The organism is Roseibium sp. RKSG952 (genome assembly GCF_009711355.1).
The window spans coordinates 18,793-40,800 of record NZ_SMMF01000906.1; the positions used below are offsets into that span (position 1 = coordinate 18,793).

The following is a 22,008-nucleotide window of genomic DNA, read 5'->3' on the forward strand; positions in this document are numbered from 1 at the left end:
TCCGTGACAAGGGCCGCATCGCCGGCCCTTTTCCTTTTTGCGCGGGCAGTAAACGTTACGGGGCCCCGAAAATCTTGATTTTTGGCGGGGTTCCCGCTAGGACCACGGGCAACAGTGTCCAGCGGATCTGGGCACAAGGTGCCGGTTGACCGGCAGGGTGTTTATGGCACCTGCGGCGTCCCGGACAATTTGGGTGTTTCGACCGGGATCATTCCGGCCAAATGCGGATCAGCTCATGGCAGTCACGATTGACATCGCGCGGGACAATCCCAACGCGGCAACAGTTTCAATACCGGCCTCCTCTCCGGCGGAGGACAAGCCCACCCTGATCGGCTTGTCCCGGGTAGAACTCGGCGAGGCTTTGGGCACCATCGGTGTGCCGCAAAAGCAGTGGCGCATGCGTGCCTCCCAGCTGTGGCATTGGCTTTATGTGCGCGGCGTCTCCGACTTTTCCCAAATGACGAATATCGCAAAGGATCTTCGCCAGAAGCTCGCTGACGCGTTTTCGATCGCACGCCCGGACATCGTGTCGGAGCAGATTTCGGTCGATGGCACCCGTAAGTGGCTGTTCCGGTTTCCGCCGCGCGGGGCAGGGCGTCCGGTCGAGGTTGAAACCGTCTACATTCCGGAAGAAGGCCGGGGAACACTCTGCGTGTCCTCTCAGGTCGGCTGCACGTTGACCTGCACCTTCTGCCACACCGGCACGCAGAAGCTCGTCCGCAATCTGACAGCCGAAGAAATCCTGTCGCAGATCCTGATGGCACGGGACCGGCTCGGGGATTTTCCGGAAGCACATACGCCGCAGGGCGCGATTGTACCGTCTGAAGGCCGTCTTGTATCGAACATCGTCATGATGGGCATGGGCGAGCCGCTCTACAATTTCGACAATGTCAAGAAAGCCTTGCTGATCGCTTCCGACGGGGATGGCCTGTCCCTCTCCAAGCGGCGCATCACCCTTTCGACGTCCGGCGTTGTTCCGGAGATATTCCGGACCGGGGAGGAAATCGGCTGCATGCTGGCGATTTCCCTTCATGCGGTGCGCGACGACCTGCGTGACGTTCTGGTCCCGATCAACAAGAAATGGGACATCAAGGAGCTGCTCGACGCCTGCCGTGCCTATCCGGGTCTGTCGAACGCCAAGCGCATCACATTTGAATACGTCATGCTGAAGGGCGTCAATGACAGCAATCAGGACGCACTGGATCTGGTGCGGTTGCTCAAGGGCATCCCGGCCAAAATCAACCTGATCCCGTTCAATCCGTGGCCCGGTTCCGAATATGAATGCTCCGACTGGGAGCGGATCGAGGAATTTGCCGATATCGTCAACCGGGCCGGTTATGCCTCACCCATCCGCACCCCGCGCGGCCGCGATATCTTCGCCGCTTGCGGCCAGCTGAAATCGGCGTCTGAACGCATGCGCAAGAAGGATCGCGACGCGCTGGCTGCAAGCTGAATCTTGTTGGCGGATGGCGGTCTGCTCGTTTCAACAATGAATGAAAGTCCGTGCGCGTTTCCAAAGTCACTGCCGCTGATCACGCTACGTCATCAAGTTTGTGATCCTCGCAGCTGTTTTGCTGTCTGATCCGTGATTTGGGCGGAGCGGGTTCAGCGCCCACTTCCTGAGTGCCGGGGCGCTCCCGGTTTTTCTGCTGACCCGGAAATTCAGGGAGATCTTTCGATGTTGTTTGCCACTTCGGCCGGAACGGCCAACCGCACCAGCCTGTCCGGGCTGTTTCCGCCTCTGACGCTTGCAACGCTCGTGACTGCTGTTCTGGCTGGAGTTGCCGCTGATGCGACGTGGGAAATCTGGGCGCGTTATCTGACCCCGTTCTGGGTCGGCGGTCCCTTGCAGCCGGCGGCGCTCGTTCAGTCGGCGTTTGGTTTTCAGAATTGGGCGCTGGCCGAGGCAATCCACCTGATTGTCGGTGTGGTTTTTTATCCGCTCGGATATCTGTTTCTTGCGCGGCCGATCGCTCGGGTCGTAACGCCCTTTTTTCCCTGGTGGATTGTCGGGATCGGCTTCGGGGTCGGTCTATGGGCTTTCGCGCTGTATGTCATGGCCCATCTGATTGCAGGTCTCCCGCCGTTTCTCGGGTTTATTCAGCTAACCTGGGCTTCGCTTGTTGGGCACGTGCTGTTTGGCGTTGTTGCTGCATCCATAATCGAATGGCGGGAACGGCGCACTTGAAGGCAACTGCCACCAATATGAAAACAGGCCGGACAATTGCCGGCCTGTTTTTGCGTTTGGTCCGCGTTTTGGTTCTGACCTACGCCATCCCGTGTTTTGACAAGGGCAGGGAGGTGATCCACTCGCCCTTGGCGGCCGCGATGGCGTTGGCAACGGCCGGACCAATCGGCGGTGTTCCCGGTTCACCGATTCCGGTGGGGGCTTCCGTTGACGGGACGATGTGGACCTCGATCTCCGGCATGTCCGACATTCGCAAGGGCATGTAGGTGTCGAAATTGGTCTGATCGACGACTCCATCGGTCAAGGTCACTTCATTGCGCAGGATCGCACCGAGTCCGTAGCCGATACCGCCCTCGATCTGGGCCTTGATGTTGTCCGGGTTAATCGGAATGCCGCAATCGACGGCACACACCACCTTCTCGACTTTCACCGTGCCGTCATCTCGGAACGAGATTTCGGCAATTTCCGCGACATAGGTCTCAAAGGACTTGTGTGCGGCAACGCCCCGGTACCGGCCTTCCGGCAGCGGGTCGTTCCAACCGGCCTTCTCTGCCGCCAGTTTCAGGACATTCGCCTTGCGCGGATCGTCCTTGATCATCTCAAGGCGGTAGGCAACCGGGTCCTTGCCTGCTTCCCTTGCGAGACGGTCCATCATGGTTTCCATGACATAGGCCGTATGGGTGTGCCCCACCGATCGCCACCACAGCACCGGAACCGGGGTTTCGGCGAACGCCTGCTCCATCTGCATGGCCGGGAAGGCATAAGTCGTGTCACTGGCGCCTTCGGTCATGTTGTGGTCGACGCCTCCCGGCATCAGGACCGCCTCAAACGGGGTGCCCTTGACGATCGACTTGGCAGCGATGTTGTAATCGAAGCCGGTGACATTGCCATCCGCATCGAGAGACGCCTTAAGCTTGTGCGCGGACATCGGGCGGTAATAGCCGCCTTCCATGTCGTCTTCGCGGGTCCAGACAATTTTGATCGGCTGCGGCTTGTGGCCCGCGGCCGTCATGGCCTTGGACAACATACAGATTTCGGCAACCGGGTGGCTGTCACCTTGGGCCCGGCGCCCGAACGAACCACCTGCCCACAGCGTGTTGATCTTCACATTCTCCATGGCGATGCCGAGGACCTGAGCGGCAACTGCATGGTCCACGGTCTGCAACTGCGAGCCGAACCAGAATTCCGCATTTTCGCCGTCAAAGAACAGGGCGATATCGAGCGGCTCCATGGCACCATGGGCGAGGAAGGGGAAGTCGTAGTCGACTTCGATGACCTTTGCGGCACCATCAAGAGCCGCGGCAATGTCGCCGTCGGACCGCACCGTCTTCTGCGGCTTGGTCGTGAGTTCCTTCATCTCGCTCATCATGGCGCCGGAGCTGCGGGTTTCCGCTGCACTGTCATCCCATTCGATGGTCAACAGATCACGGGCCTTGATGGCTGGCCAGGTCGACGTCGCAACCACGGCAACTCCGTTCGGGATCATCACGACATCGACAACACCTGGAACGGCCTTTGCCTCGGTGGCGTCAAAGGACTTCGGCACACCGCCGAAACGCGGCGAGCGGGCGACGGTTGCGACCAGAAGGTCGTCGCGCTGAAAATCCATCGTGTAGGTGTTCGGTGCACCGTGGCTCTTGTTCGGCACATCTACACGCGGGAAGGACTTGCCGATATAAACCCATTGGTCCGGGGTTTTCAGGACCGGTTCGGCCGGCACTTCCTGCTTGGCAGCTAATCCGGCGAGTTCCCCGAGCCTTGCATTTTTGCCGGAGGGATGGGAGACAACGCCATTGGAAACGGTGATTTCGGACGCCGGAACATCCCAGTCTTCAGCGGCTGCTGCGACAATCATGGCCTTGGCCGCCGCACCTGCCTGCCGGTATTGCAGAAAAGAGTTGGCCATGGCGGTAGACCCGCCGGTTCCCTGGGCTCCAAAGAGCAGGTTCTTGTAGACGGCAGTGTTCGACGGGGCAAAGCCCGGCTTTACCTGTTCTCGTGCGGCGTCCAGCTCGTCTGCGACGAGGGTCACCAGGCCGGATGCGGTGCCCTGACCCATGTCGAGGTGTTTCGAGAGCACAATCACCGAGTTGTCCGGCAGGATGTGGACGAAAGGCTGCAGAAATTCGGCGTTCGAGTTTGCTGCGGCTGTTGCTGCGCGCGGCATGTTCAACGCCAGCACCAGACCGCCAACGGTGCCCGCCGACATTTTCAGGAAGGTCCGGCGGGAGGGCTGGGCTTGCTCAAGCGGCTTTTTGAGGAGGTTCAACATGGATCAGGCCTCCATCTTGTCGGCTGCGAGGTGGATCGCCTTGCGGATCCGGGCATAGGTGGCGCAGCGGCAGACATTGCCGTCCATTGCGGCGTCGATGTCTTCATCCGTGGGATTGGGGGTCTCCTCCAGCAGCGCCGTTGCCGCAAGGATCTGACCCGATTGGCAATAACCGCATTGCGGCACCTCGAGTTCTTGCCAGGCAGCCTGAATGGCATCGGCGGCCTTGCCGTTGACACCCTCGATGGTGGTGATGTTGGCACCTTCAAGATCGCCGACCTGCATTTGGCACGACCGGGAAGGGAAACCGTCCCAATTGACCGTACACGCGCCGCAGGCGGCGATGCCGCAGCCGAATTTCGTTCCGGTCATGCCGAGTTCGTCCCGCAGGGCCCAAAGCAGCGGCGTTTCGGGATCCGCGTCGAACGTCCGCGTTTCTCCGTTTATGGTGAGGGTAACAGACATGAGGAAACAGCCTCCCTTGGCTGGTCTGAACTGGCTTGAGGGTGTAAACTACACTGTGTAGTGTAATCTCTGATTCCGGGTATGTAAACGCACGAGTTTACTTAGGGCGTAAATTTTGGGATGTAAGACCTGTCAGGGAAGTGAGACGCCGAATGCCCATTGCGGATCAGAAACGGAAACAGATCGTCGAGGCAGCCATTGCCGAGTTTCAGGAGCGGGGCTTTGCCGGGGCCAGCATGGACCGGATTTCCGAGCGCGCAAGTGTCTCCAAACGCACGGTCTACAATCACTTTGACAGCAAGGATGCGCTGTTTAGGGCGATCAACCAGTGTCTGGCCGATCAGCTGAATGCGGCCCTTGAGATTCCTTACGATTCCAGTCTGCCGATCCGGGATGCCCTGATCCGCCTGGGCTGGGCGGAAGGTGAATTGATGATCAACCCGTGCTTCATGAACCTTGCGCGCATGATCATGAGCGAGACCATCCGGGACCCGGAGCTGGCAGCGGACATGAATGCGCGCATGACCAAGCTTCAGGTTTTTTCCGATTTCATGAAGCAGGCAACGGACGAAGGAAAACTCCAGGTCTCCGATCCGGATCTTGCTGCAGAGCAGTTTCTCGGGCTGATCAAATCACGCGCTTTTTACCCGAACATCTATGCAAACCGCGTTCCCGAACGCCCGGAACTGGAAGCAATCATCAATGAAAGCGTCGACATGATCCTGTCGCGTTATGCTGTTTGTTAGCCCGGCAGTGCGGTGAGATCGGTATCGACCGGCCTTTCAAGCAGGTGCCCCCAATTGGTCCGGTCTTCCATCTGGCGGCGTGTCTTTTCCGAAATCAGGCCATCGACATTTTCCGGCAACCAGCCGCCGCCCAGTCCCTTGTAGATCGAAACCAGATTGCTCAGCACATTCGCATGGGCGGCGAGGTAACGTTCTTCCGCTTCAAGCAAACTGCGTTGGGCATCGACAACGCGGCTGTAATCCGATGTGCCGTTTTGATACTGTGCCTGGGATTCGCCGACCGCTTTCCGGGCGGCAGCAACGCTGCGGCGTAAGTACACAGCCTCCTGTTTTGATCGCAGGAAACCGACAATAGAGGTTTCGACTTCCGCATAGGCGCTGATGACCGTGTTCTGGTAGTTTAAAAAGGCTTCCTGATACTTTGCATCCTGCATTCGGACATTGTTGCGAATCCGGCCGTAGTTGAGGAAATTCCAGGAAAATCCCGGGTTGATAAAGCCTGTGCTCGACCCGTCCTTGAACAATTCCGGAAAATTGGCCGCGCGGACACCGATGGCTCCGGAAATCGTGAAGGCCGGGAACAGGTCGGCTTTTGCCACGCCGATCTGGGCCGATTGCGCGGCCGCCAAATACTCCGCCTGACGGATGTCCGGGCGGCGTCTGAGAAGTTCGGCAGGAACGCCGACTGCGACTTCAGCGGGCGCCGACGGCAGTTTTGTTTTCGTGCCAAGACGTTTCTCGATCGCACCCGGAGGCTCGCTGAGCAGCACGCTCATGCTGTTATAGGCTTGCGCCAGCTGGGCCTGATACTTCGGGATGGACGCGAGCGTATTGTTGTAAAGAACCGTCGCCTCGTTCAGGTCCAGATCGGTTGCGGCGCCGTTTTTCACGCGCAGTCTTGTGATGTCCAGAGACTTTTTCTGGAGCGCTGCGTTCCGGCGATAGATTGCGACCAGTTGTTGAAGTTCGCGGATGGATACGTAGGTCGCGGCAATGTCGCCGGTCAACGTCACCAAAGCATCATCGTAGCTTGCAATGTTGGCGAGCACGTTGGCTCTCGCCGATTGCGCGTCGCGGCGGATCTTGCCCCAGACATCGATTTCCCAGGCAGCATCAAATCCGGTCGTCACGCGGGTCATCTGATCGTCAATCAGTCCAAGGTTTATCAGCCGCCGCAAAAGCGGATCCTGCGTGCTCCAGTGGATTGTCCTTGAACCTCCTCGAACCGTTTGCTTTTGCGGGAAAAGTTCGCCGAGCGCGACACCCAACTGGGCGCGGGCCTGATAGACGCGCACCCCGGCCGCCTGCAGGGTCACGTTTTGCCGATAGGCATCCGCAACGAGACTGTTCAGGACCGGATCATTGAAGACTTGCCACCAAGCGGCCGTCTCTGCCGTCCGGGTCGTAAAGCCGGTCCTGCGGTCGACTTCCATATTGGCGCCGGCTGTCCAGCTGCCGAGGGTCGGCGCTTCGGGGCGCTCGAAGTCGGGACCGACCATGCAGCCTGTGAGAAAACCCGCAAGGACGATTGGGAGCAGAACTGGACGAACATCAAGTGGCATGAACGATATCCGCCGCTAGAGGAAAAACGGGAAAATGAAATTTGCCCAGCTGTAGAGCCGGATATTCACTTTCCTTAAGACTTCGAAACCCGCAGAACCCGCGCCGGTGTAAATGGCAACAGCCCCATGCGTGCCACCGGGAAGGTCCTTGACCACCTTCGGGTCGTCGAACTTCACTTCCACCGCAAATCGCCCTTGCAACTCCGGGAGCCGGAAGTTTGGAATGCGCCCGCTTGGCAGGATCTGCCCTTGTCCCGTTCCTTCCCAGACCGAGACGACCTTGCCCGTAAAAATCTGGCCCGGCCGGGTATCAAGGGCGATTTCGACGGGTTGGCCGGGCCGGACGAATTTCAGGTGTTCCTGAAAGAAGCCAGCAAGGAAGTAGCCGTCCGCATCGGCGACAAAGGCGGCAATGGCGGCGATCCGCCGGCCGCCGACGACCAATCCTGGCCGGGCCTGCTGGCTGACAATCAGGCCGTCTTCCGGGGCGTAGATCGTGGTCATGTTCAGGTAGTACCTGGCCTGATCCAGCTGGGCCTGGGCACCTGATACCTGCGCATTGACACCGTCCAGCTTGGTATCCTGGGCGATCCGCGCATTCTTGAGATCAGCCTGTGCCTTGGCCACGTCAGCCTGGGCTTCGGTCAGCTGTGCCTGCCAGCGTTCGAGCGTTTCCTGACGTGCGCCGCCTTGAGGAACCAGGGTCGTGTAGCGATCAACTTCCTGCTTTGCGAATGTTTCCTTAGCTTGTGCCTGGGTGAGCGAATCTTCGGCAATCAGGACATTTTGTTCAAGCGTCAGCGCATTTTGCTGGGCCTCGACCAACTGGGCTTGCTGTTCTTGCACTTTCAGCCGGTAAAGCGTGTCGTCGAACCGGTAAAGCGCCTGACCTTTCTTGACCTCGGTGTTTTGGCTGACAAGCACTTCCTTCAGTTCCGTTGGTTCCGGCAGACCAGTGGAGAGCTGGATCGTCTGCCGGATCATGTGGCCGTCGATCGAGTAGGGGGTGAAGAAGCGCAGACCGACCAGGAAGATCAGCAGGAGATGGACACCGATCCAGAAGGACAGAACGCCCCAGACAACGTTGAACCGGACAACCTTGAAGCGGAAGAAAACGAGGTAAATGAGAAGGATGTATCCGAACGTGATCGACAGGGCGATGGTCATGCCGGCTGCCCCGTGTTCATGTCATCCCCACTCGTGGCATCCGGCAATTGTTTCGGGCGGGATTGCGGAGCCTTTTCACTTGTATCCGAGCCCGGCGGGGTGGGGTCATCTGGCGGCGTTTTTTCCGGTGCATTCGGGAAATTCCGGACATCGACCGGATAGGAATCCCGATACGCCCAGATGATCGCCTGGAACCATGGATAAATGACAAAGAACCCGAACCACCCCATCAGGTTGACTGCAAAGGCGTGCGGATGGTTGTTGCGTTTTGCAAGCTTTCCCGGAAGGCTGGCCAGTTTGATGATGACGTAAAAAACAGCAACAATAATGATTACCAGGGCCAGAAAGGTCAGGTAATCGTATCCGGTCACTTCAAAGTCTATAAGCCGCAAAACCCCAGACCCCCGCTTGGTACCGCAATGGCGATTCCGCTTATTCTTTAGAAATACGTTGCGGAAACAAGGATGGTCAATCGGAAAGGTTGTTCCATGGAGGCGGGAAAAGCCGCTTGCCGGGCCCGCGCGGCCAGCGAGTGCGCCGTATTTGAGCAGAATAGGTCGCCAAGTGACCGGTTTCAGGCGTGAATGCGCTTGCGTTGCCAAGTCAAAAAGTTACATTGCCGCGATTTTTCTAGGCCGCGGGGGCTTCTGGCGGCACAATCGATCACGGACAATTCTTCATGGCGCATGGTGACATCAAAAAAGTCGTGCTGGCCTACTCAGGCGGGTTAGACACTTCCATTATCCTCAAGTGGCTGCAGACCGAGCTGGGCTGCGAAGTCGTGACCTTTACGGCGGATCTCGGTCAGGGCGAGGAACTGGAACCGGCCCGCAAGAAGGCCGAACTCATGGGCATCAGGGAAATCTACATTGATGACCTGCGTGAAGAGTTCATGAAGGACTTCGTTTTCCCGATGTTCCGCGCCAATGCGGTCTATGAAGGTGTTTATCTGCTCGGCACGTCTATCGCGCGCCCGCTTATTTCCAAGCGCCTGATCGAGATTGCCGAAGAAACCGGCGCTGACGCGGTGGCCCATGGTGCAACGGGCAAGGGCAATGACCAGGTCCGCTTCGAGCTGTCAGCCTATGCGCTCAATCCGGACATCAAGGTGATTGCACCCTGGCGGGACTGGACCTTCAAGTCGCGGACCGATCTGCTTGATTTTGCCGAGAAGCACCAGATCCCGGTGCCAAAGGACAAGCGCGGGGAGGCGCCTTTTTCCGTCGATGCCAACATGTTGCACTCGTCGTCCGAGGGCAAGGTGCTTGAGGATCCGAACGAGGAAGCACCGGCTTATGTCTATCAACGTACAGTCGATCCGACTGAAGCACCGGATGTGGCTACCGAAATCGAAATCGGTTTTGAAAAGGGCGACATGGTGTCGATCAATGGCGAGCGCCAGTCGCCTGCGACCCTGTTTGCCAAGCTGAACGATTATGGCCGCGAAAACGGCATTGGCCGTCTGGACATGGTCGAGAACCGGTTTGTCGGCATGAAGAGCCGCGGTATCTACGAGACGCCGGGCGGCACCATTCTGCTGCAGGCGCACAGGGCGATGGAGTCGATTACGCTGGACCGTGGTGCCGGGCATCTCAAGGATGAGCTGATGCCGCGCTATGCGGAGCTGATCTACAATGGTTTCTGGTTCTCGCCAGAGCGCGAGATGCTGCAGGCCCTGATTGACAAGAGCCAGGAGCATGTCACCGGAACCGTCAAGCTGAAGCTTTACAAGGGCAACGTGATTGTCACGGGCCGGGCCTCGCCGTTCTCGCTCTACTCCGAAGAGCTTGTGACCTTCGAGGACGATCAGGGCGCTTATGACCAGAAGGACGCGGCAGGCTTCATCAAGCTCAATGCCCTGCGCCTGCGGACACTCGCAAAGCGCGACAGGATCGGCTGATCCGATGACCAAGGCGGCGCGCAGACTGGAAGAGATGCTCGCCGCCCGCGGTTTTCTGCTTGTCGGCGGGTTCGATCCGAAACCGGACGACCATGTTCCGGTTCCCAATACAGGAAGCCCGCCTGTGCAGGTGCTTGTGATCGGCAGCACGGCCCCGCAAATCTGGCCGGTCTTTTCACACAGTCCCGAATTTGTGGATGGTCAGCCGGACCCGCTCGACCGCTATACCAAACGCGTGTTGACGCAAGTCGCCGAGGCTTTCGGGGTCGATCACGCCTTCCCGTTCGAAGGGCCGCCCTATCATCCGTTTCAACGCTGGGCGCAACGCTGTGGCGGGTTCTCGCCGAGCCCGGTGGGGGTGCTTGCCCATCGAACCTATGGCCCATGGATGGGGCTGCGCGCTGCCTTCTTCAGTACCGGGCAGATCAGCCTGATTTCGGATGAGACAGCGGAAGGCCCATGCCCGGCTTGCATGGAAAAGCCGTGTATAGAGGCCTGTCCTGCGGCTGCGTTGACGGCACGTGACGGCTATGACGTTCCAAGGTGCATGGCCTATCTGCACGAAAATCGGGAGAGTTCCTGTTTCAGCGGATGCGCTGCCCGAAGGGCTTGCCCCTATGGTCCAGAACACGCCCATTCCGTGGACGCCGGGCGGTTCCACATGAACAGTTTTCTGACATTTTAAGGCACGATTGATGCAACGCTGGTTTTCGCTTTTTGTTTTCGTGTTCGCCGTTTCCGGCATGGGGATTTTGATCGGGACCAGTACCGTCCCCGGCGTTTGGTATGCGGAACTGGCCAAGCCTGCGCTCAATCCGCCCAACTGGCTGTTCGGCCCGGTCTGGAGCGTTCTTTATGTTCTGGTTGCCATTGCCGGATGGCGCGTGTGGGAGGCGTCTGGCCTGTCGGCGCTGTTCAGCCTCTGGATCCTGCAGCTTGCGCTGAACTTTGCCTGGAGCCCGGTCGTGTTTGTCATCCACGATCTGACACTTGGGCTCCTGATCCTCCTGGCAATGCTCGCCGCCATCGTGGTGTTTATTCGTGCGGCCTTGGCGGGCGGCGACCGGATATCCGCCCTCTTGTTTGTGCCTTATGCCCTTTGGGTCGCCTTCGCCGCATATCTCAACACCGGCCTCGTCGTCCTGAACTGAAGGCTCAGGCTTTTTCGCGATGTGTTGCCGCCAGCATTTTGGCGGCATGCACATGGGGCAGAACGTCATGTGCCCGCACGATGCTTGCGCCTTTCTGCAGGGCAATCATGTGGACCGCGAGTGATCCGAACAGACGGTCTTCCGTTTCAACGTTCAGGACCGCGCCGATCATGCGCTTGCGGGACGCACCCGCCAGGATCGGCAGCCCGTGCTTCTTCAAGCTGTCCAGGCAATTCAGGATCCGGAAATTCTGGTCGATGGTCTTGCCGAAGCCGAAACCGGGATCGAGGATCTGTTTTTCCTTCGGTATTCCGGCCCGGTCGGCAAGGGACATTGAGCGCTCAAAGGAGTGGTCGATGTCGGCGAGGATATCGATCCCGGCGTCGGCGGCCGTGCGATTGTGCATCATCACCACATGTGCGCCGGAAGCAGCTGCAATCTCCGGCATGGCCGGGTCTTTCTGAAGCCCCCAGACATCGTTGATGATGACGGCTCCCCGGGCACAGGCGCGCCGTGCGATTTCGGCCTTGTAGGTGTCGATCGAGATCGGCACCCCGAGGTCAACCACTGCATCGATCACAGGATCAAGCCGGGCCCACTCGTCCTCAAGGGAGACGGGGGTGGCACCCGGACGAGTGCTTTCGCCGCCAATGTCCAGAATACCGGCACCCTCCGCGATCATCTGCCGGGCATGGGCCAGCGCCTGATCCGCCGCGTGGTGCAAGCCGCCGTCGGAAAAGGAATCCGGCGTGACATTCAAAATGCCCATGATGTGAGCCGGGGCGCCGGTTGAGATCTCGGGCAGTGCGTAGGCTGTCATTTGCTATAATATCCGTGTCGTCCGAGCGTTGTTTGGCGGGTTCCGGGTGTCAGGTCAAGCTTGCAGGCACTGTCATCAAAGCTTCGAAAAGACGTCGCAGGATTTTGACCATACTGTCAAAAATCTCAGGTATTCGCAGCTGTGCCATGGAAGTTGGTGTCTTCCTCAGTCTCAGGAGGTTTTCATGCCTGTAAATTTTACGCGGCGCGCATTTCTCAAGAACAGCGCGGCTACCGGACTTGCCCTTTCATCGACGCTTGCAATGCCTGCCCTGTCACGGGCCTCGTCCCGGCCCGTCATTGCACATGGCCTTCAATCGGGCGACGTCGATGCGGGCTCCGGCATGATCTGGGCCCGTGCCGACCGGCCCGCCCGTATGCTGGTGGAAGTCGACACGACCGGGTCCTTTGAAACGCCACGTCGTTTGGCGCCCGTCAATGCCCTTCCTGAAAGCGATTTTGCAGTCAAGCGGCTGCTGGAAGACTTGCCCGCGGATCAGGATATTTTCTATCGCGTGTCCTTTGCCGACCTGAATGATTTCAATGCGGTTTCCGAACCGATGACAGGCCGGTTCCGGACTGCACCGAGGTCCCGCCGGTCGGTCAAGTTTGTCTGGTCCGGAGATACGGCCGGGCAGGGCTGGGGTATCGATCCGCACCGGGGCGGCATGAAGACCTATGCCACCATGGCCAAATATCAGCCAGACTTCTTTATTCATTCCGGAGACACGGTTTATGCGGACGGCCCGATGAAGGAGACTGTCGAGCTGAAAGACGGCACACTCTGGAAAAACATCCTGATTGAGGAAAAGACCAAGGTTGCCGAAAGCCTTGATGAATTCCGCGCCCAGTGGAAATACAACATGATGGACGACAATCTGCGTGCCTTTAGCGCCGAGGTGCCAACGTTTTTTCAGTGGGACGACCATGAGGTCGTCAACAACTGGTCGCCTGCCAAGGATCTGACCGCTGACGACCGGTACGCGGAAAAGAATGTCGCCCTGTTGGCGGCGCGTGCCGGGCGGGCCTTTCACGAGATGACGCCAATCCGCTACACGCCGTCGGAGCCGGGACGGGTCTATCGCAAGGTGGCCTACGGGCCGATGCTGGATGTGTTCTTTTTGGACCTTCGCTCCTACCGGGGCCCGAACGGACCTGCGTTGGAAAGCGAAATGACGCCCGAGTCGCGTATTCTCGGTGCCGAACAGCTTGCCTGGCTGAAGCGCGAACTGTCCCGCTCAAAGGCAACCTGGAAGGTGATCGCATCGGACATGCCTGTCGGCCTCATCGTCTGGGACAACTGGAAGGAACAGGCCGGAGCGGAAGCGGTCGCCAATGGCGAGCACGGATCTCCGAAAGGCCGCGAACTGGAATTTGCCGACCTGTTGCGGTTCGTGAAAACGGCCGACATTGAAAACCTGGTGTTTCTGACGGCAGACGTGCATTACACGGCCGCTCACTACTACAATCCGGACAAGGCGGCGTTTCAGGACTTCACCCCGTTTTGGGAGTTTGTCTCGGGGCCGATCCACGCGGGAACTTTCGGTCCGGGCAAACTGGACATGACCTTCGGCCCGGAAGTGAAATACACCAAGGCTCCGAGCGAAGAGCAGGGGCAGAACCTGCCGCCCTCCATGGGACTGCAATTCTTCGGGCTTGTCGAGATCGATGGCGAAACCGAACAGTTCACCGTCCGCCTGATGGACCGGGACGATGCCGAACTCTACAGCGTGACACTGGATCCGGTGCGGCGCGCATAAGCGAAATGGAAAACGGGCGGTAAAGCCTCCCTATTCTGCCGGCGAATGACTGTGCGCGGCTTTCTGGGCAAACAGATAATAGCAGGCAATTCCGAGAAGCGGCATGGCGGGAATGACCGTCGCCATGCCGACAACCGGGTCGCCGATAGCTGCGATGATCAGGCTACCTGCAATCCCGCCGCCGAATTGCAAAAAGCCCATCATCGAAGACGCCGCACCTGCAATATGCGGGAAGTCCTGCATGGCCATGGTGAGGCCTGCGGGAAGGACAAAGGCGAGCGAAAAGGCAAATAGCATGACCGGTGCCATTGTGGTGAGCACCGTCGGTGTTTGCGTTGCCATCAACACGGTCATCATACCGGAGCTCAATGCCAGTCCCGCCATCCCGAAGGGCAGCATTTTCTTGGCATCATGCCGTTTCAGCAGGCGTCCGGTGACAATGGTGCCGGTGATGAATGACCCTGATTGCAGCATCATCGTCAGGCCGAATTCGAAAGGAGTAAGCCCGACCTTGTAGATCAGGACAAACGGCAGCACGGTTGCAAGCGCATACAGGTTGCCAAGGCCGAAGCCGGTCAACAGGCTGGGTTGCAGAAATCGGGGATCTCTCAAAAGGGCGAGGTAGTTGCCGAGAAGCCGCCGCGGGGCCAGATGGTGGCGGCCCGTATGGCTGTTGGTTTCCGATTGCAGGCAAATCACCGCCAACATGAGGACAGTGCCGTAGATCACCATGCACCAGAAGATCTCCCGCCAACCGAACAGTTCGAGAACAAGTCCGCCGATTGTCGGGGAAACGGCAGGTCCGAGCGCCAGCATCATCGCAATGGCATTCATCACACGCGCAGAGGTCTGACCGGTAAACTGATCCCGGACAATGGCGCGCGATACGGAGATGCCGACAGCAGCTCCGACGCCCTGGATCGATCTGGCGATGATCATCGAGGTCACGTCGGGCGCAAAGCTCGCCATGACCGACGACACCAGATAAAGGCACAGGAAGGCGATCGTAACCGGCTTGCGGCCGAAGGCATCGGTCAACGGGCCGCTGACAAGCTGGGCAGCGGCAAAACCCGCAAAATAGGCGGTCAGTGTGAGCTTGATCAGTGCGTCTGACGTCGCAAAGGCATTGGCCAGATCCGGCATGGCAGGTGTGTAAAGCGCCATGGAAACGGGGCCGATGGCCACCAGACCGGCCCCGAGCAGGGCCGTTCGGCGGGCACTCATGATCTGGGTTGGCGCCATTATTCGGCAGCCTCGGATCTCGCTTGCTCCTTGCCGCAAAGATTGCCGCGCATGGTGTGCAAAATGCCTTCCAGCGCTGATTTCTGGTCTTCTCCAAGACCTGCCAATGCGTCAGCGCGCACGTCAAGAATGGCCTTTTCGATCTTTTCGAGCACCGGATCAGCCGTCTCGGTGAGGGTGACCAGCTTTGCCCGCCGGTCATTCGGATCGACTGTCCGGGTGACCAGATTGGCTCTTTCAAGGGCATCGAGGTAGCCGACAAGGGTCATGGGCTCGACACTCAGGCGCTCGGCAATGGCGGCCTGCCGCAGTCCCGGATTGCGCCAGACAAAGGCCAGTGCCCGCGCCTCGGCGACGGTGAGGCCCGTATCGACATCGGCAAGGGCAAGATCAAACCGCCGGCGCAGCAACCGCGCGATATCGATGATCATCGTGGTTGTGGCAATGCTCGGGGAGGAGACGCTCATTCGCAGATCCATTTAATAAGGTAGCCTTATTATCTGGGCCCGGCTTCTCAAAGTCAAGTGCGGTGCGTCGGCCTCTGCATTGCACAACTGTCGTCTTGTCAGTATATAGTGCCCGAAATTCCGGCGCTGAGGCCGGTTCCCGAACAGTTTCGTGCCAAGACATGCCATGCGGGTCCGGCGGGGCCCGCAATGTCTTTTGGAGCCCAGTTATGAATTTGCGCAATATCGCCATCATCGCACACGTCGACCATGGCAAGACCACACTGATCGACGTTCTTCTGAAGAAATCAGGGGCGTTCAGAGACAATCAGCGCACCGAAGAGCGCATGATGGATTCCAACGACATTGAGCGGGAACGGGGCATCACCATTCTTGCCAAGGTCACGTCGCTGGTATGGAAAGACACCCGCATCAACATCGTCGACACGCCGGGCCACGCCGATTTCGGTGGTGAGGTCGAGCGTATCCTGCACATGGTCGACGGCGTGATCCTGCTGGTCGATGCAGCTGAAGGCCCGATGCCGCAAACCAAGTTCGTGCTTGGCAAGGCACTCAAGCTCGGCCTGAAGCCGATCGTTGCGATCAACAAGATCGACAAGCCCGAGCAGCGCGCCGATGAAGTGCTGGATGAAGTTTTCGACCTGTTCGCTTCGCTTGATGCCAACGAAGATCAGCTTGATTTCCCGGTGCTTTACGGGTCTGCCAAGCAGGAATGGATGGCCGAAGAGCCGGACGGACCGCAGGACAGCATGGCGCCGCTGTTCGACATGGTGCTCGACCGGGTCGAGCCGCCGGTCTCCGAGCCGGGATCGTTCAAGATGCTGGCAACCACCATTGAATCCGATCCGTTCCTCGGCCGCATTCTGACCGGACGTATCGTATCCGGCACGGCGGTGCCGAACATGGCGATCAAGGCCCTTGCCCGGGATGGCAGCCTGATCGAGAACGGCCGTGTGTCCAAGATCCTTGCCTTCCGTGGTCTGGAACGCCAGCCGATCGACCAGGGCGAAGCCGGTGACATTGTCGCAATCGCAGGCCTGACCAAGGCAACCGTTGCCGACACGCTGTGTGCGACCGATATTTCGGAGCCGCTCCAGGCCCAGCCGATCGATCCGCCGACCTTGTCGATGACCTTCCGCGTCAATGACAGTCCGCTTGCGGGAACAGAAGGGTCGAAGGTCCAGTCGCGCGTCATTCGCGAGCGCCTGATGAAGGAAGCCGAAGGCAATGTTGCTCTGCGCGTGGAAGACACGGACGAGCCGGACGCGTTCATTGTGTCGGGCCGTGGCGAATTGCTTCTTGCGATCCTGATCGAAAACATGCGCCGCGAAGGGTTTGAACTGGGCGTTGGCCGCCCGCGCGTGGTTTTTCAGGAAGACGAGCAGGGCAACCGTCTGGAGCCGATCGAAGAGGTCATCATCGATGTTGATGAGGAATTCTCGGGTGCCGTTGTTCAGAAACTTCAGGAACGCAAGGCCGATCTTCTGGAAATGAAGCCGTCCGGTGGCGGGCGCACGCGGCTGGTGTTCCATGCGCCGACCCGCGGTCTGATCGGCTATCAGGCCGAACTCATGTCCGACACCCGGGGTTCAGCCATTTTCAACCGTCTGTTCCACAGCTATCAGCCGTACAAGGGGCCGATTCAGGGCCGCCACACGGGCGTTCTCCTGTCGAACGGCACGGGCGAGGCCGTTGCCTATGCGCTGTTCAATCTGGAAGACCGTGGTCCGATGATGATCGATCCGGGCACCAAGGTTTATCCGGGCATGATCATTGGTGAGCATACCCGTGGCAACGATCTTGAAGTGAATGTTCTCAAGGGCAAGCAGCTTACCAACATCCGTTCGGCCGGAAAGGACGATGCGGTCAAGCTGACCACGCCGATCCGCCTGACGCTGGAAGCGGCCTTGTCCTACATTGCCGACGACGAGCTGGTGGAAGTCACACCGGACTCCATCCGGCTGCGCAAGGCAATGCTCGATCCGCATGAGCGCAAGCGGGCCGAGCGCGCTGCCAACAAGGCAAGCGCTTAATTCGGACTTGCATCGAACAGACATGAAAGCGGGCTCCGGCCCGCTTTTTTGTTGGCTGGATGGAAAGCGGTGGTCTGCGCAACAGCGTCTCGCTACCCGCTATAGCTTTTGTTCGGCATACTTGCCTGGTGAGAGTTGTGCTATCATCCGGCTGGGAGGCCAAGATGCCGTCAACTGTCGAAAAATCGCCACGAACCCAGCCTGATACCCACACGACTGAGTACCCGCCGGAACGCGACGGGCGTGGCGCTGATCAGGACCGCCAAACCCGCAAGGACGCAGAGGACGGAACCAATCACGGAGCACCTGAAGACGGCCTGCCAGCTGTGCTGATGGACTTGTACCATCATGAAGACCATCGGCTTGACGGGGTGAGCGCCTACACCGAAGCGGCCCGGGCCGCCCGGCAATCCAAACCGTTCCCGGCAGATGAAGCGGACACGATCAGGCCGGAAAGCAATCAGATAGCGGATGCCATCCGGGACGCCTATGAAGATAACGGCAGTGATCCTGAAGAACACCGGATCGATATTGCGACATAAGCCGGTTGGTGCCGCATAATTTCGCGATTTCAATTCCGCCCGTGCGGTCAGGGCACGGAAAACTCCGCGCCCCGATCAGGCGGTTTGCGCTACTTTGCGTCGCGAACCAGCCGAACGTAATTGTAGATATGGATCGCATCGCCCTGTGGCCCGCGGCCTTGCGGAAAATCGTCCGGGTTGCCGATTTTCGGATCGCTTCGCTGCGACCCGGCCCCGTGAACGTCGACCCATTCACCATGCATGAACCCCATGGCACGGCCGAAAGCGACGTAAACAGCGGTCGTGCCCGGCTGGTCGGACGCATTTTTATGGGTTGTTGAGGTCCAGAAATAGGGATAGTCCGCCTCGCCCCGTTCATTTGGTGACCTGAGTGGTCGCGAAAACCGGATCAATAGCGGCCGATCCGGTCATATCCGGTGACCGGTCATAATCGACGATGTTCTGAAGCTCCTTGGCATTCGGCAGTCTCCAGTCATCGTAGCCGAGGTAGTTCTCGGCATTTCGCTCCTGGACGAAAGCAAGGGCCTGGTTCCAGTCAACGCCCTCGCCGTTGTCCGCCTTGCTCCACATCAGGCCGGATGTGCGGTCCGTAACGGTTCCGTCGCCATTGTCTTTGAAATCATTGACGCCATAGCCTTCATTGCCACGGACGAGCAGGACGTAGAAGGTCTTTTCACCCCGGCCACCCGGCATTTGCAGTCCGTAACCCTTGATCCGGCCATCAGCGAAATTGACTCCGAACATGGTCTTGTCCTTGAACGGGCCAGTTCCCGGCTCATAAAGCGTACTTGTTGCAAACTGGGAATCAATATATCGCTCGCCCGCTTTTTCATCGCCGGGTGCGTAGTCGAAATACCGGGCGTCAATGAATGGCAGGATCACTGCCCCATCGGCGTTCTGTGGGCCGAAACTGTCGGTCCCGTTGAACGTGATCAGCGAATAAAGCTCCTTGATGGTTGGCAGCCGCCAGTCAGTCTTGCCTGCCAGCTCGAATTTCTTCGTTGCTTCAACGGCCTGTTCATAGGTCATTTTGTCGGCTGCGTTGACGACGCCGTCGCCATTCGTGTCCGGACTCTTTTGCCACATCAAGTTGGTGTTCGTGTCGGTAACCGTGCCGTCGCTATTGTCGACATAGTGCGGCTCATGCGCAGGGTGTTGGGCGTCCTGGCCATGGAACGGCTGACCGCTCTCCGGGCAGGGAATTCCGATGCTGTCGCTGAAGCACTCCACTTGCCCTGTACCCACGACAGGAAATGCGGGCGCAGCGAGCGCTGTGGTGCTGGACAAGCAAGCAAGGACGAATAATGCGGGACGCATGAACTTTCACCTCCTGTATAAGCCCATGTGCGGAACCAAAGTGTGCGTTCCGTGTTAAACCAAAAATCGATATTGCTCCCTCACCACACGGAATCGACTGTGATTCAGGCGCATTTACGGCATGCGAGGTTGCATTAGATTTCCTCCAATATCCTGATGTTTCCATTCTTTTAGAGACTTGTTGAATCGATGGGCGCTGCCATCTATACGACTTGGAACTACGCAATAATCCGTATGCGCCCTCCAGGGCCATGCAGCCGGACAGGGATGATATAGGGCGTGCTCGAAACCGTAATTGGACTAGCGGCCGACAACTTGTTGTCGCCGATCATTCTGTTTTTTGCCTTGGGGCTCCTGGCAGCCTTCCTCAAATCAGACCTCACCGTCCCGGAAGCCGTCGCCAAGGGGCTTTCGATCTATCTCTTGTTCGCAATCGGCTACAAGGGCGGGGTCAGTGTCAGCGCGCACGGGATCGATCAGACACTCCTGATGACGCTGGCGGGCGGTATCGTTCTGTCTTTTGCCATCCCGGTGATCGCATTCGGTCTCCTTAAAGTCATGACCCGTTTGAACCAGACCGATGCCGCGGCTGTGGCGGGGCACTATGGCTCGATTTCGATTGTGACCTTCGTGGCCGCCGTCTCGGTCTTGCAGACCCAGGACATCTTCAGCGAAGGCTATATGGTGGCGGTGGCCGCAGCCATGGAAGCGCCCGCAATCCTGTCGGCCCTTTGGCTTGCCAGCCGGGGCGGAAACCGCAAGAACGGCAATGGCGATGACAGTGACGGTCTGATCCGTGAAATCCTTTTGAACGGATCCATCGTGCTGCTGGTCGGGTCGTTCCTGATCGGGCTCGTCACAGGCGAGCAAGGCCTCAAGGAAATCGAAAGTTTCATCGTGGCGCCTTTCAAGGGGGTGCTGTGCCTGTTCCTGCTCGACATGGGGCTTGTCGCTGGCCGGGGGCTGCGGTCCAGCAGCAAGGTCCTGACACCCGGCCTGATCGGGTTCGGGATCGTCATGCCTATCCTTGGCAGTCTGCTGGGATTGGCTGCCGGGTCCCTCGTCGGTCTTTCGCTCGGGGGGACGGTGTTGATGATGGTTCTGTCGGCGTCCGCCTCCTACATCGCGGTCCCGGCGGCCATGCGCGTGGCGTTGCCGGAAGCCAATCCGTCCATTTATCTGACCATGTCGCTTGGCGTGACCTTTCCGTTTAACCTGACGCTTGGCATTCCGCTTTATCTTTTCCTGGCAACCACTATCGGAGGCTGACCGGACATGGACACCAACACGGCAAAACGGGTCGAGATCATTATTGAAGCCCCGATGGAAGAGCGGCTGACCAACGCGCTGGAAAACGCCGGCGTTTCCGGCTTCACCATTCTTCCGGTGCTCGGCGGCAGCGGACGGTCCGGCCGCTGGAGCCGGGAAGGGCAGATCTCGCGTGCCGGGGGCATGGTCGCAGTCATCTGCATCATCAGGGAAGACCGGCTGGACGATCTGCTCGAAGCGGCTTTCAAGGTGGTCAAGCGTCATATCGGAGTGGTCAGCGTGACGGATTGTCAGGTTTTGCGGGCGGAAAGGTTCTAAGTATCGACGCTCCAATATCTGACTACGCAATTCCCCGTATCTAGGCGTGGTGTTGCGGATCTTTTATAGCTTCCCCTTACAGAGTTCTGTTTGAGGACATTCGGGACGAAGCTGGAGATCTCAGGTTGACCTTTCCGTCGCGCTTGTTGGCCGGATATGGCCACTACCTTCAAAAGGGGTTTGTGCGTTACAAGGAAACGCACGAACACCTTGCGATGTACGGCCAGCACCCGGAAGTTCTTGTCATTACATGCTGCGACAGCCGTTTGACGCCGGAAGGGGTGTTTCATTCGGGCCCGGGTGAACTTTTTGTCATTCGCAACGTTGCAAATCTCGTGCCGCCCTTTGAGGCGACAGACGGCCAGCATGGCACCAGCGCGGCGATCGAATATGCGGTCAGCGCCCTCAAGGTGAAGCATATCGTCATCATGGGGCATGCGAAATGCGGCGGGGTTCAGGCTTTTCGCGAAAACGCCAATAAGTCGACCTTGAAGGGGGATTTCATCGGGCGGTGGATCAAGTTGCTTGAACCGGCCGCCATTTCCATGGCGTGCATGCCGGTCGACCGGATCGACGACCCCCAGCTTGCGATGGAATATGCCGGGGTGAGGCAATCCCTCAAGAACCTGATGACGTTTCCGTTTGTTTCGGAGCGTGTCGAGGCGCAGGATATGGAGCTGCACGGGGCCTGGTTTGATATCGGGTCCGGTGAATTGCGCTTGATGGATCCGAAGACCGAGCGGTTCGAAACCGCTGCTTCAAGCGCTATTCTGGCGGCCGAATAGGCTGG

At 58.7% G+C, this 22,008-nt stretch carries 23 protein-coding genes; 13 read left to right on the plus strand and 10 right to left on the minus strand.

Annotated elements, in window-relative coordinates:
• The first annotated feature begins 114 nt into the window (after positions 1-114).
• From E1297_RS17690 to E1297_RS17700, 3 genes are all read left to right on the plus strand, one after another.
• Positions 115-252: a hypothetical protein gene (locus E1297_RS17690; RefSeq protein WP_155140609.1), complete on the plus strand. Its 138-nt coding sequence runs from the start codon at positions 115-117 to the stop codon at positions 250-252.
• On the plus strand, positions 236-1,453 hold the full coding sequence (gene rlmN, locus E1297_RS17695) for a 23S rRNA (adenine(2503)-C(2))-methyltransferase RlmN (protein WP_155140611.1): 1,218 nt from the start codon (positions 236-238) through the stop codon (positions 1,451-1,453). The genes E1297_RS17690 and rlmN overlap by 17 nt, the downstream gene beginning before the upstream one ends.
• A gap of 225 nt (positions 1,454-1,678) precedes the next feature.
• Positions 1,679-2,188 (plus strand): hypothetical protein, encoded by a 510-nt coding sequence (locus E1297_RS17700; RefSeq protein ID WP_196223348.1) that lies wholly within the window; start codon positions 1,679-1,681, stop codon positions 2,186-2,188.
• Positions 2,189-2,267: 79 nt separating this feature from the next.
• On the opposite strand, the gene E1297_RS17705 is transcribed toward E1297_RS17700, so the two are convergent.
• Positions 2,268-4,460 (minus strand): xanthine dehydrogenase family protein molybdopterin-binding subunit, encoded by a 2,193-nt coding sequence (locus E1297_RS17705; protein WP_155140613.1) that lies wholly within the window; start codon positions 4,458-4,460, stop codon positions 2,268-2,270.
• A gap of 3 nt (positions 4,461-4,463) precedes the next feature.
• Positions 4,464-4,925 carry a (2Fe-2S)-binding protein gene (locus tag E1297_RS17710; RefSeq protein ID WP_155140615.1) on the minus strand — a complete coding sequence of 154 codons (462 nt, stop codon included), beginning with the start codon at positions 4,923-4,925 and terminating at the stop codon, positions 4,464-4,466.
• 152 nt (positions 4,926-5,077) lie between these two features.
• Between E1297_RS17710 and E1297_RS17715 the strand changes: the two genes are divergently transcribed.
• A complete protein-coding gene (locus tag E1297_RS17715; RefSeq protein WP_155140617.1) occupies positions 5,078-5,671 on the plus strand; it encodes a TetR/AcrR family transcriptional regulator in 594 nt (197 codons plus the stop codon).
• Here the strand turns inward: E1297_RS17715 and E1297_RS17720 are convergent.
• Genes E1297_RS17720 through E1297_RS17730 form a run of 3 tightly spaced genes read right to left on the minus strand, consistent with a single transcriptional unit; the run spans position 5,668 to position 8,792 of the window.
• Entirely contained in the window at positions 5,668-7,233 is a 1,566-nt protein-coding gene (locus E1297_RS17720; protein ID WP_155140620.1) for an efflux transporter outer membrane subunit, read from the minus strand. The two genes, E1297_RS17715 and E1297_RS17720, sit on opposite strands and share 4 nt — an antisense overlap.
• A gap of 15 nt (positions 7,234-7,248) precedes the next feature.
• Positions 7,249-8,400: an HlyD family secretion protein gene (locus tag E1297_RS17725; RefSeq protein ID WP_155140622.1), complete on the minus strand. Its 1,152-nt coding sequence runs from the start codon at positions 8,398-8,400 to the stop codon at positions 7,249-7,251.
• A complete protein-coding gene (locus E1297_RS17730) occupies positions 8,397-8,792 on the minus strand; it encodes a DUF3302 domain-containing protein (RefSeq protein WP_196223349.1) in 396 nt (131 codons plus the stop codon). The genes E1297_RS17725 and E1297_RS17730 overlap by 4 nt, the downstream gene beginning before the upstream one ends.
• 287 nt (positions 8,793-9,079) lie before the next feature.
• Here E1297_RS17730 and E1297_RS17735 point away from each other — a divergent pair, with 287 nt between their 5' ends.
• The 3 genes from E1297_RS17735 to E1297_RS17745 are packed head-to-tail and all read left to right on the plus strand — an operon-like array spanning position 9,080 to position 11,451.
• Positions 9,080-10,300 (plus strand): argininosuccinate synthase, encoded by a 1,221-nt coding sequence (locus E1297_RS17735; protein WP_155140626.1) that lies wholly within the window; start codon positions 9,080-9,082, stop codon positions 10,298-10,300.
• 4 nt (positions 10,301-10,304) lie between these two features.
• Positions 10,305-10,985, plus strand: coding sequence for a hypothetical protein (locus E1297_RS17740; protein ID WP_155140628.1), 681 nt, complete (start codon positions 10,305-10,307; stop codon positions 10,983-10,985).
• A 10-nt stretch (positions 10,986-10,995) separates the two neighbouring features.
• Positions 10,996-11,451: a TspO/MBR family protein gene (locus tag E1297_RS17745; protein ID WP_155140630.1), complete on the plus strand. Its 456-nt coding sequence runs from the start codon at positions 10,996-10,998 to the stop codon at positions 11,449-11,451.
• A 4-nt stretch (positions 11,452-11,455) separates the two neighbouring features.
• Here E1297_RS17745 and folP read toward each other — a convergent pair whose 3' ends face one another.
• Entirely contained in the window at positions 11,456-12,271 is an 816-nt protein-coding gene (gene folP / locus E1297_RS17750; RefSeq protein WP_155140633.1) for a dihydropteroate synthase, read from the minus strand.
• Between the two features lie 184 nt (positions 12,272-12,455).
• Here folP and E1297_RS17755 point away from each other — a divergent pair, with 184 nt between their 5' ends.
• Positions 12,456-14,030 carry an alkaline phosphatase gene (locus tag E1297_RS17755; RefSeq protein ID WP_155140635.1) on the plus strand — a complete coding sequence of 525 codons (1,575 nt, stop codon included), beginning with the start codon at positions 12,456-12,458 and terminating at the stop codon, positions 14,028-14,030.
• A 30-nt stretch (positions 14,031-14,060) separates the two neighbouring features.
• Here the strand turns inward: E1297_RS17755 and E1297_RS17760 are convergent, their stop codons facing one another.
• Positions 14,061-15,272 carry a multidrug effflux MFS transporter gene (locus E1297_RS17760; protein ID WP_155140637.1) on the minus strand — a complete coding sequence of 404 codons (1,212 nt, stop codon included), beginning with the start codon at positions 15,270-15,272 and terminating at the stop codon, positions 14,061-14,063.
• Positions 15,272-15,739: a MarR family winged helix-turn-helix transcriptional regulator gene (locus E1297_RS17765; RefSeq protein ID WP_155140639.1), complete on the minus strand. Its 468-nt coding sequence runs from the start codon at positions 15,737-15,739 to the stop codon at positions 15,272-15,274. The genes E1297_RS17760 and E1297_RS17765 overlap by 1 nt, the downstream gene beginning before the upstream one ends.
• A 209-nt stretch (positions 15,740-15,948) precedes the next feature.
• On the opposite strand from E1297_RS17765, the gene typA reads away from it, so the two are divergent.
• Both typA and E1297_RS17775 read left to right on the plus strand, forming a co-directional pair.
• Positions 15,949-17,772 (plus strand): translational GTPase TypA, encoded by a 1,824-nt coding sequence (gene typA, locus E1297_RS17770; RefSeq protein ID WP_155140640.1) that lies wholly within the window; start codon positions 15,949-15,951, stop codon positions 17,770-17,772.
• Between the two features lie 164 nt (positions 17,773-17,936).
• On the plus strand, positions 17,937-18,314 hold the full coding sequence (locus E1297_RS17775) for a hypothetical protein (RefSeq protein ID WP_155140643.1): 378 nt from the start codon (positions 17,937-17,939) through the stop codon (positions 18,312-18,314).
• Positions 18,315-18,403: 89 nt separating this feature from the next.
• On the opposite strand, the gene E1297_RS17780 is transcribed toward E1297_RS17775, so the two are convergent.
• Together E1297_RS17780 and E1297_RS17785 are read right to left on the minus strand one after the other, a co-directional pair.
• Positions 18,404-18,706 carry a hypothetical protein gene (locus E1297_RS17780; protein ID WP_155140646.1) on the minus strand — a complete coding sequence of 101 codons (303 nt, stop codon included), beginning with the start codon at positions 18,704-18,706 and terminating at the stop codon, positions 18,404-18,406.
• Positions 18,669-19,631, minus strand: a complete 963-nt coding sequence (locus E1297_RS17785) for a DUF1566 domain-containing protein (RefSeq protein WP_155140648.1) — start codon at positions 19,629-19,631, stop codon at positions 18,669-18,671. The genes E1297_RS17780 and E1297_RS17785 overlap by 38 nt, the downstream gene beginning before the upstream one ends.
• Before the next feature lie 279 nt (positions 19,632-19,910).
• Between E1297_RS17785 and E1297_RS17790 the strand changes: the two genes are divergently transcribed.
• The 3 genes from E1297_RS17790 to E1297_RS17800 all read left to right on the plus strand — a co-directional run bounded on the left by E1297_RS17790 (position 19,911) and on the right by E1297_RS17800 (position 22,003).
• Positions 19,911-20,900, plus strand: coding sequence for a sodium-dependent bicarbonate transport family permease (locus E1297_RS17790; RefSeq protein ID WP_368669606.1), 990 nt, complete (start codon positions 19,911-19,913; stop codon positions 20,898-20,900).
• A 6-nt stretch (positions 20,901-20,906) separates the two neighbouring features.
• Positions 20,907-21,218: a DUF3240 family protein gene (locus E1297_RS17795; RefSeq protein WP_155140650.1), complete on the plus strand. Its 312-nt coding sequence runs from the start codon at positions 20,907-20,909 to the stop codon at positions 21,216-21,218.
• Between the two features lie 125 nt (positions 21,219-21,343).
• Positions 21,344-22,003: a carbonic anhydrase gene (locus E1297_RS17800; protein WP_244327797.1), complete on the plus strand. Its 660-nt coding sequence runs from the start codon at positions 21,344-21,346 to the stop codon at positions 22,001-22,003.
• The last annotated feature ends 5 nt before the right edge of the window (positions 22,004-22,008 follow it).

Bases quoted from the DNA above. Each gene is read 5' to 3' on its own strand.
- rlmN (WP_155140611.1), top strand. From the start codon at position 236: ATGGCAGTCACGATTGACATCGCGCGGGACAATCCCAACGCGGCAACA.
- E1297_RS17700 (WP_196223348.1), top strand. From the start codon at position 1,679: ATGTTGTTTGCCACTTCGGCCGGAACGGCCAACCGCACCAGCCTGTCC.
- E1297_RS17705 (WP_155140613.1), bottom strand. From the start codon at position 4,460: ATGTTGAACCTCCTCAAAAAGCCGCTTGAGCAAGCCCAGCCCTCCCGC.
- E1297_RS17710 (WP_155140615.1), bottom strand. From the start codon at position 4,925: ATGTCTGTTACCCTCACCATAAACGGAGAAACGCGGACGTTCGACGCG.
- E1297_RS17715 (WP_155140617.1), top strand. From the start codon at position 5,078: ATGCCCATTGCGGATCAGAAACGGAAACAGATCGTCGAGGCAGCCATT.
- E1297_RS17720 (WP_155140620.1), bottom strand. From the start codon at position 7,233: ATGCCACTTGATGTTCGTCCAGTTCTGCTCCCAATCGTCCTTGCGGGT.
- E1297_RS17725 (WP_155140622.1), bottom strand. From the start codon at position 8,400: ATGACCATCGCCCTGTCGATCACGTTCGGATACATCCTTCTCATTTAC.
- E1297_RS17735 (WP_155140626.1), top strand. From the start codon at position 9,080: ATGGCGCATGGTGACATCAAAAAAGTCGTGCTGGCCTACTCAGGCGGG.
- E1297_RS17740 (WP_155140628.1), top strand. From the start codon at position 10,305: ATGACCAAGGCGGCGCGCAGACTGGAAGAGATGCTCGCCGCCCGCGGT.
- E1297_RS17745 (WP_155140630.1), top strand. From the start codon at position 10,996: ATGCAACGCTGGTTTTCGCTTTTTGTTTTCGTGTTCGCCGTTTCCGGC.
- folP (WP_155140633.1), bottom strand. From the start codon at position 12,271: ATGACAGCCTACGCACTGCCCGAGATCTCAACCGGCGCCCCGGCTCAC.
- E1297_RS17755 (WP_155140635.1), top strand. From the start codon at position 12,456: ATGCCTGTAAATTTTACGCGGCGCGCATTTCTCAAGAACAGCGCGGCT.
- E1297_RS17760 (WP_155140637.1), bottom strand. From the start codon at position 15,272: ATGGCGCCAACCCAGATCATGAGTGCCCGCCGAACGGCCCTGCTCGGG.
- E1297_RS17765 (WP_155140639.1), bottom strand. From the start codon at position 15,739: ATGAGCGTCTCCTCCCCGAGCATTGCCACAACCACGATGATCATCGAT.
- typA (WP_155140640.1), top strand. From the start codon at position 15,949: ATGAATTTGCGCAATATCGCCATCATCGCACACGTCGACCATGGCAAG.
- E1297_RS17775 (WP_155140643.1), top strand. From the start codon at position 17,937: ATGCCGTCAACTGTCGAAAAATCGCCACGAACCCAGCCTGATACCCAC.
- E1297_RS17785 (WP_155140648.1), bottom strand. From the start codon at position 19,631: ATGCGTCCCGCATTATTCGTCCTTGCTTGCTTGTCCAGCACCACAGCG.
- E1297_RS17795 (WP_155140650.1), top strand. From the start codon at position 20,907: ATGGACACCAACACGGCAAAACGGGTCGAGATCATTATTGAAGCCCCG.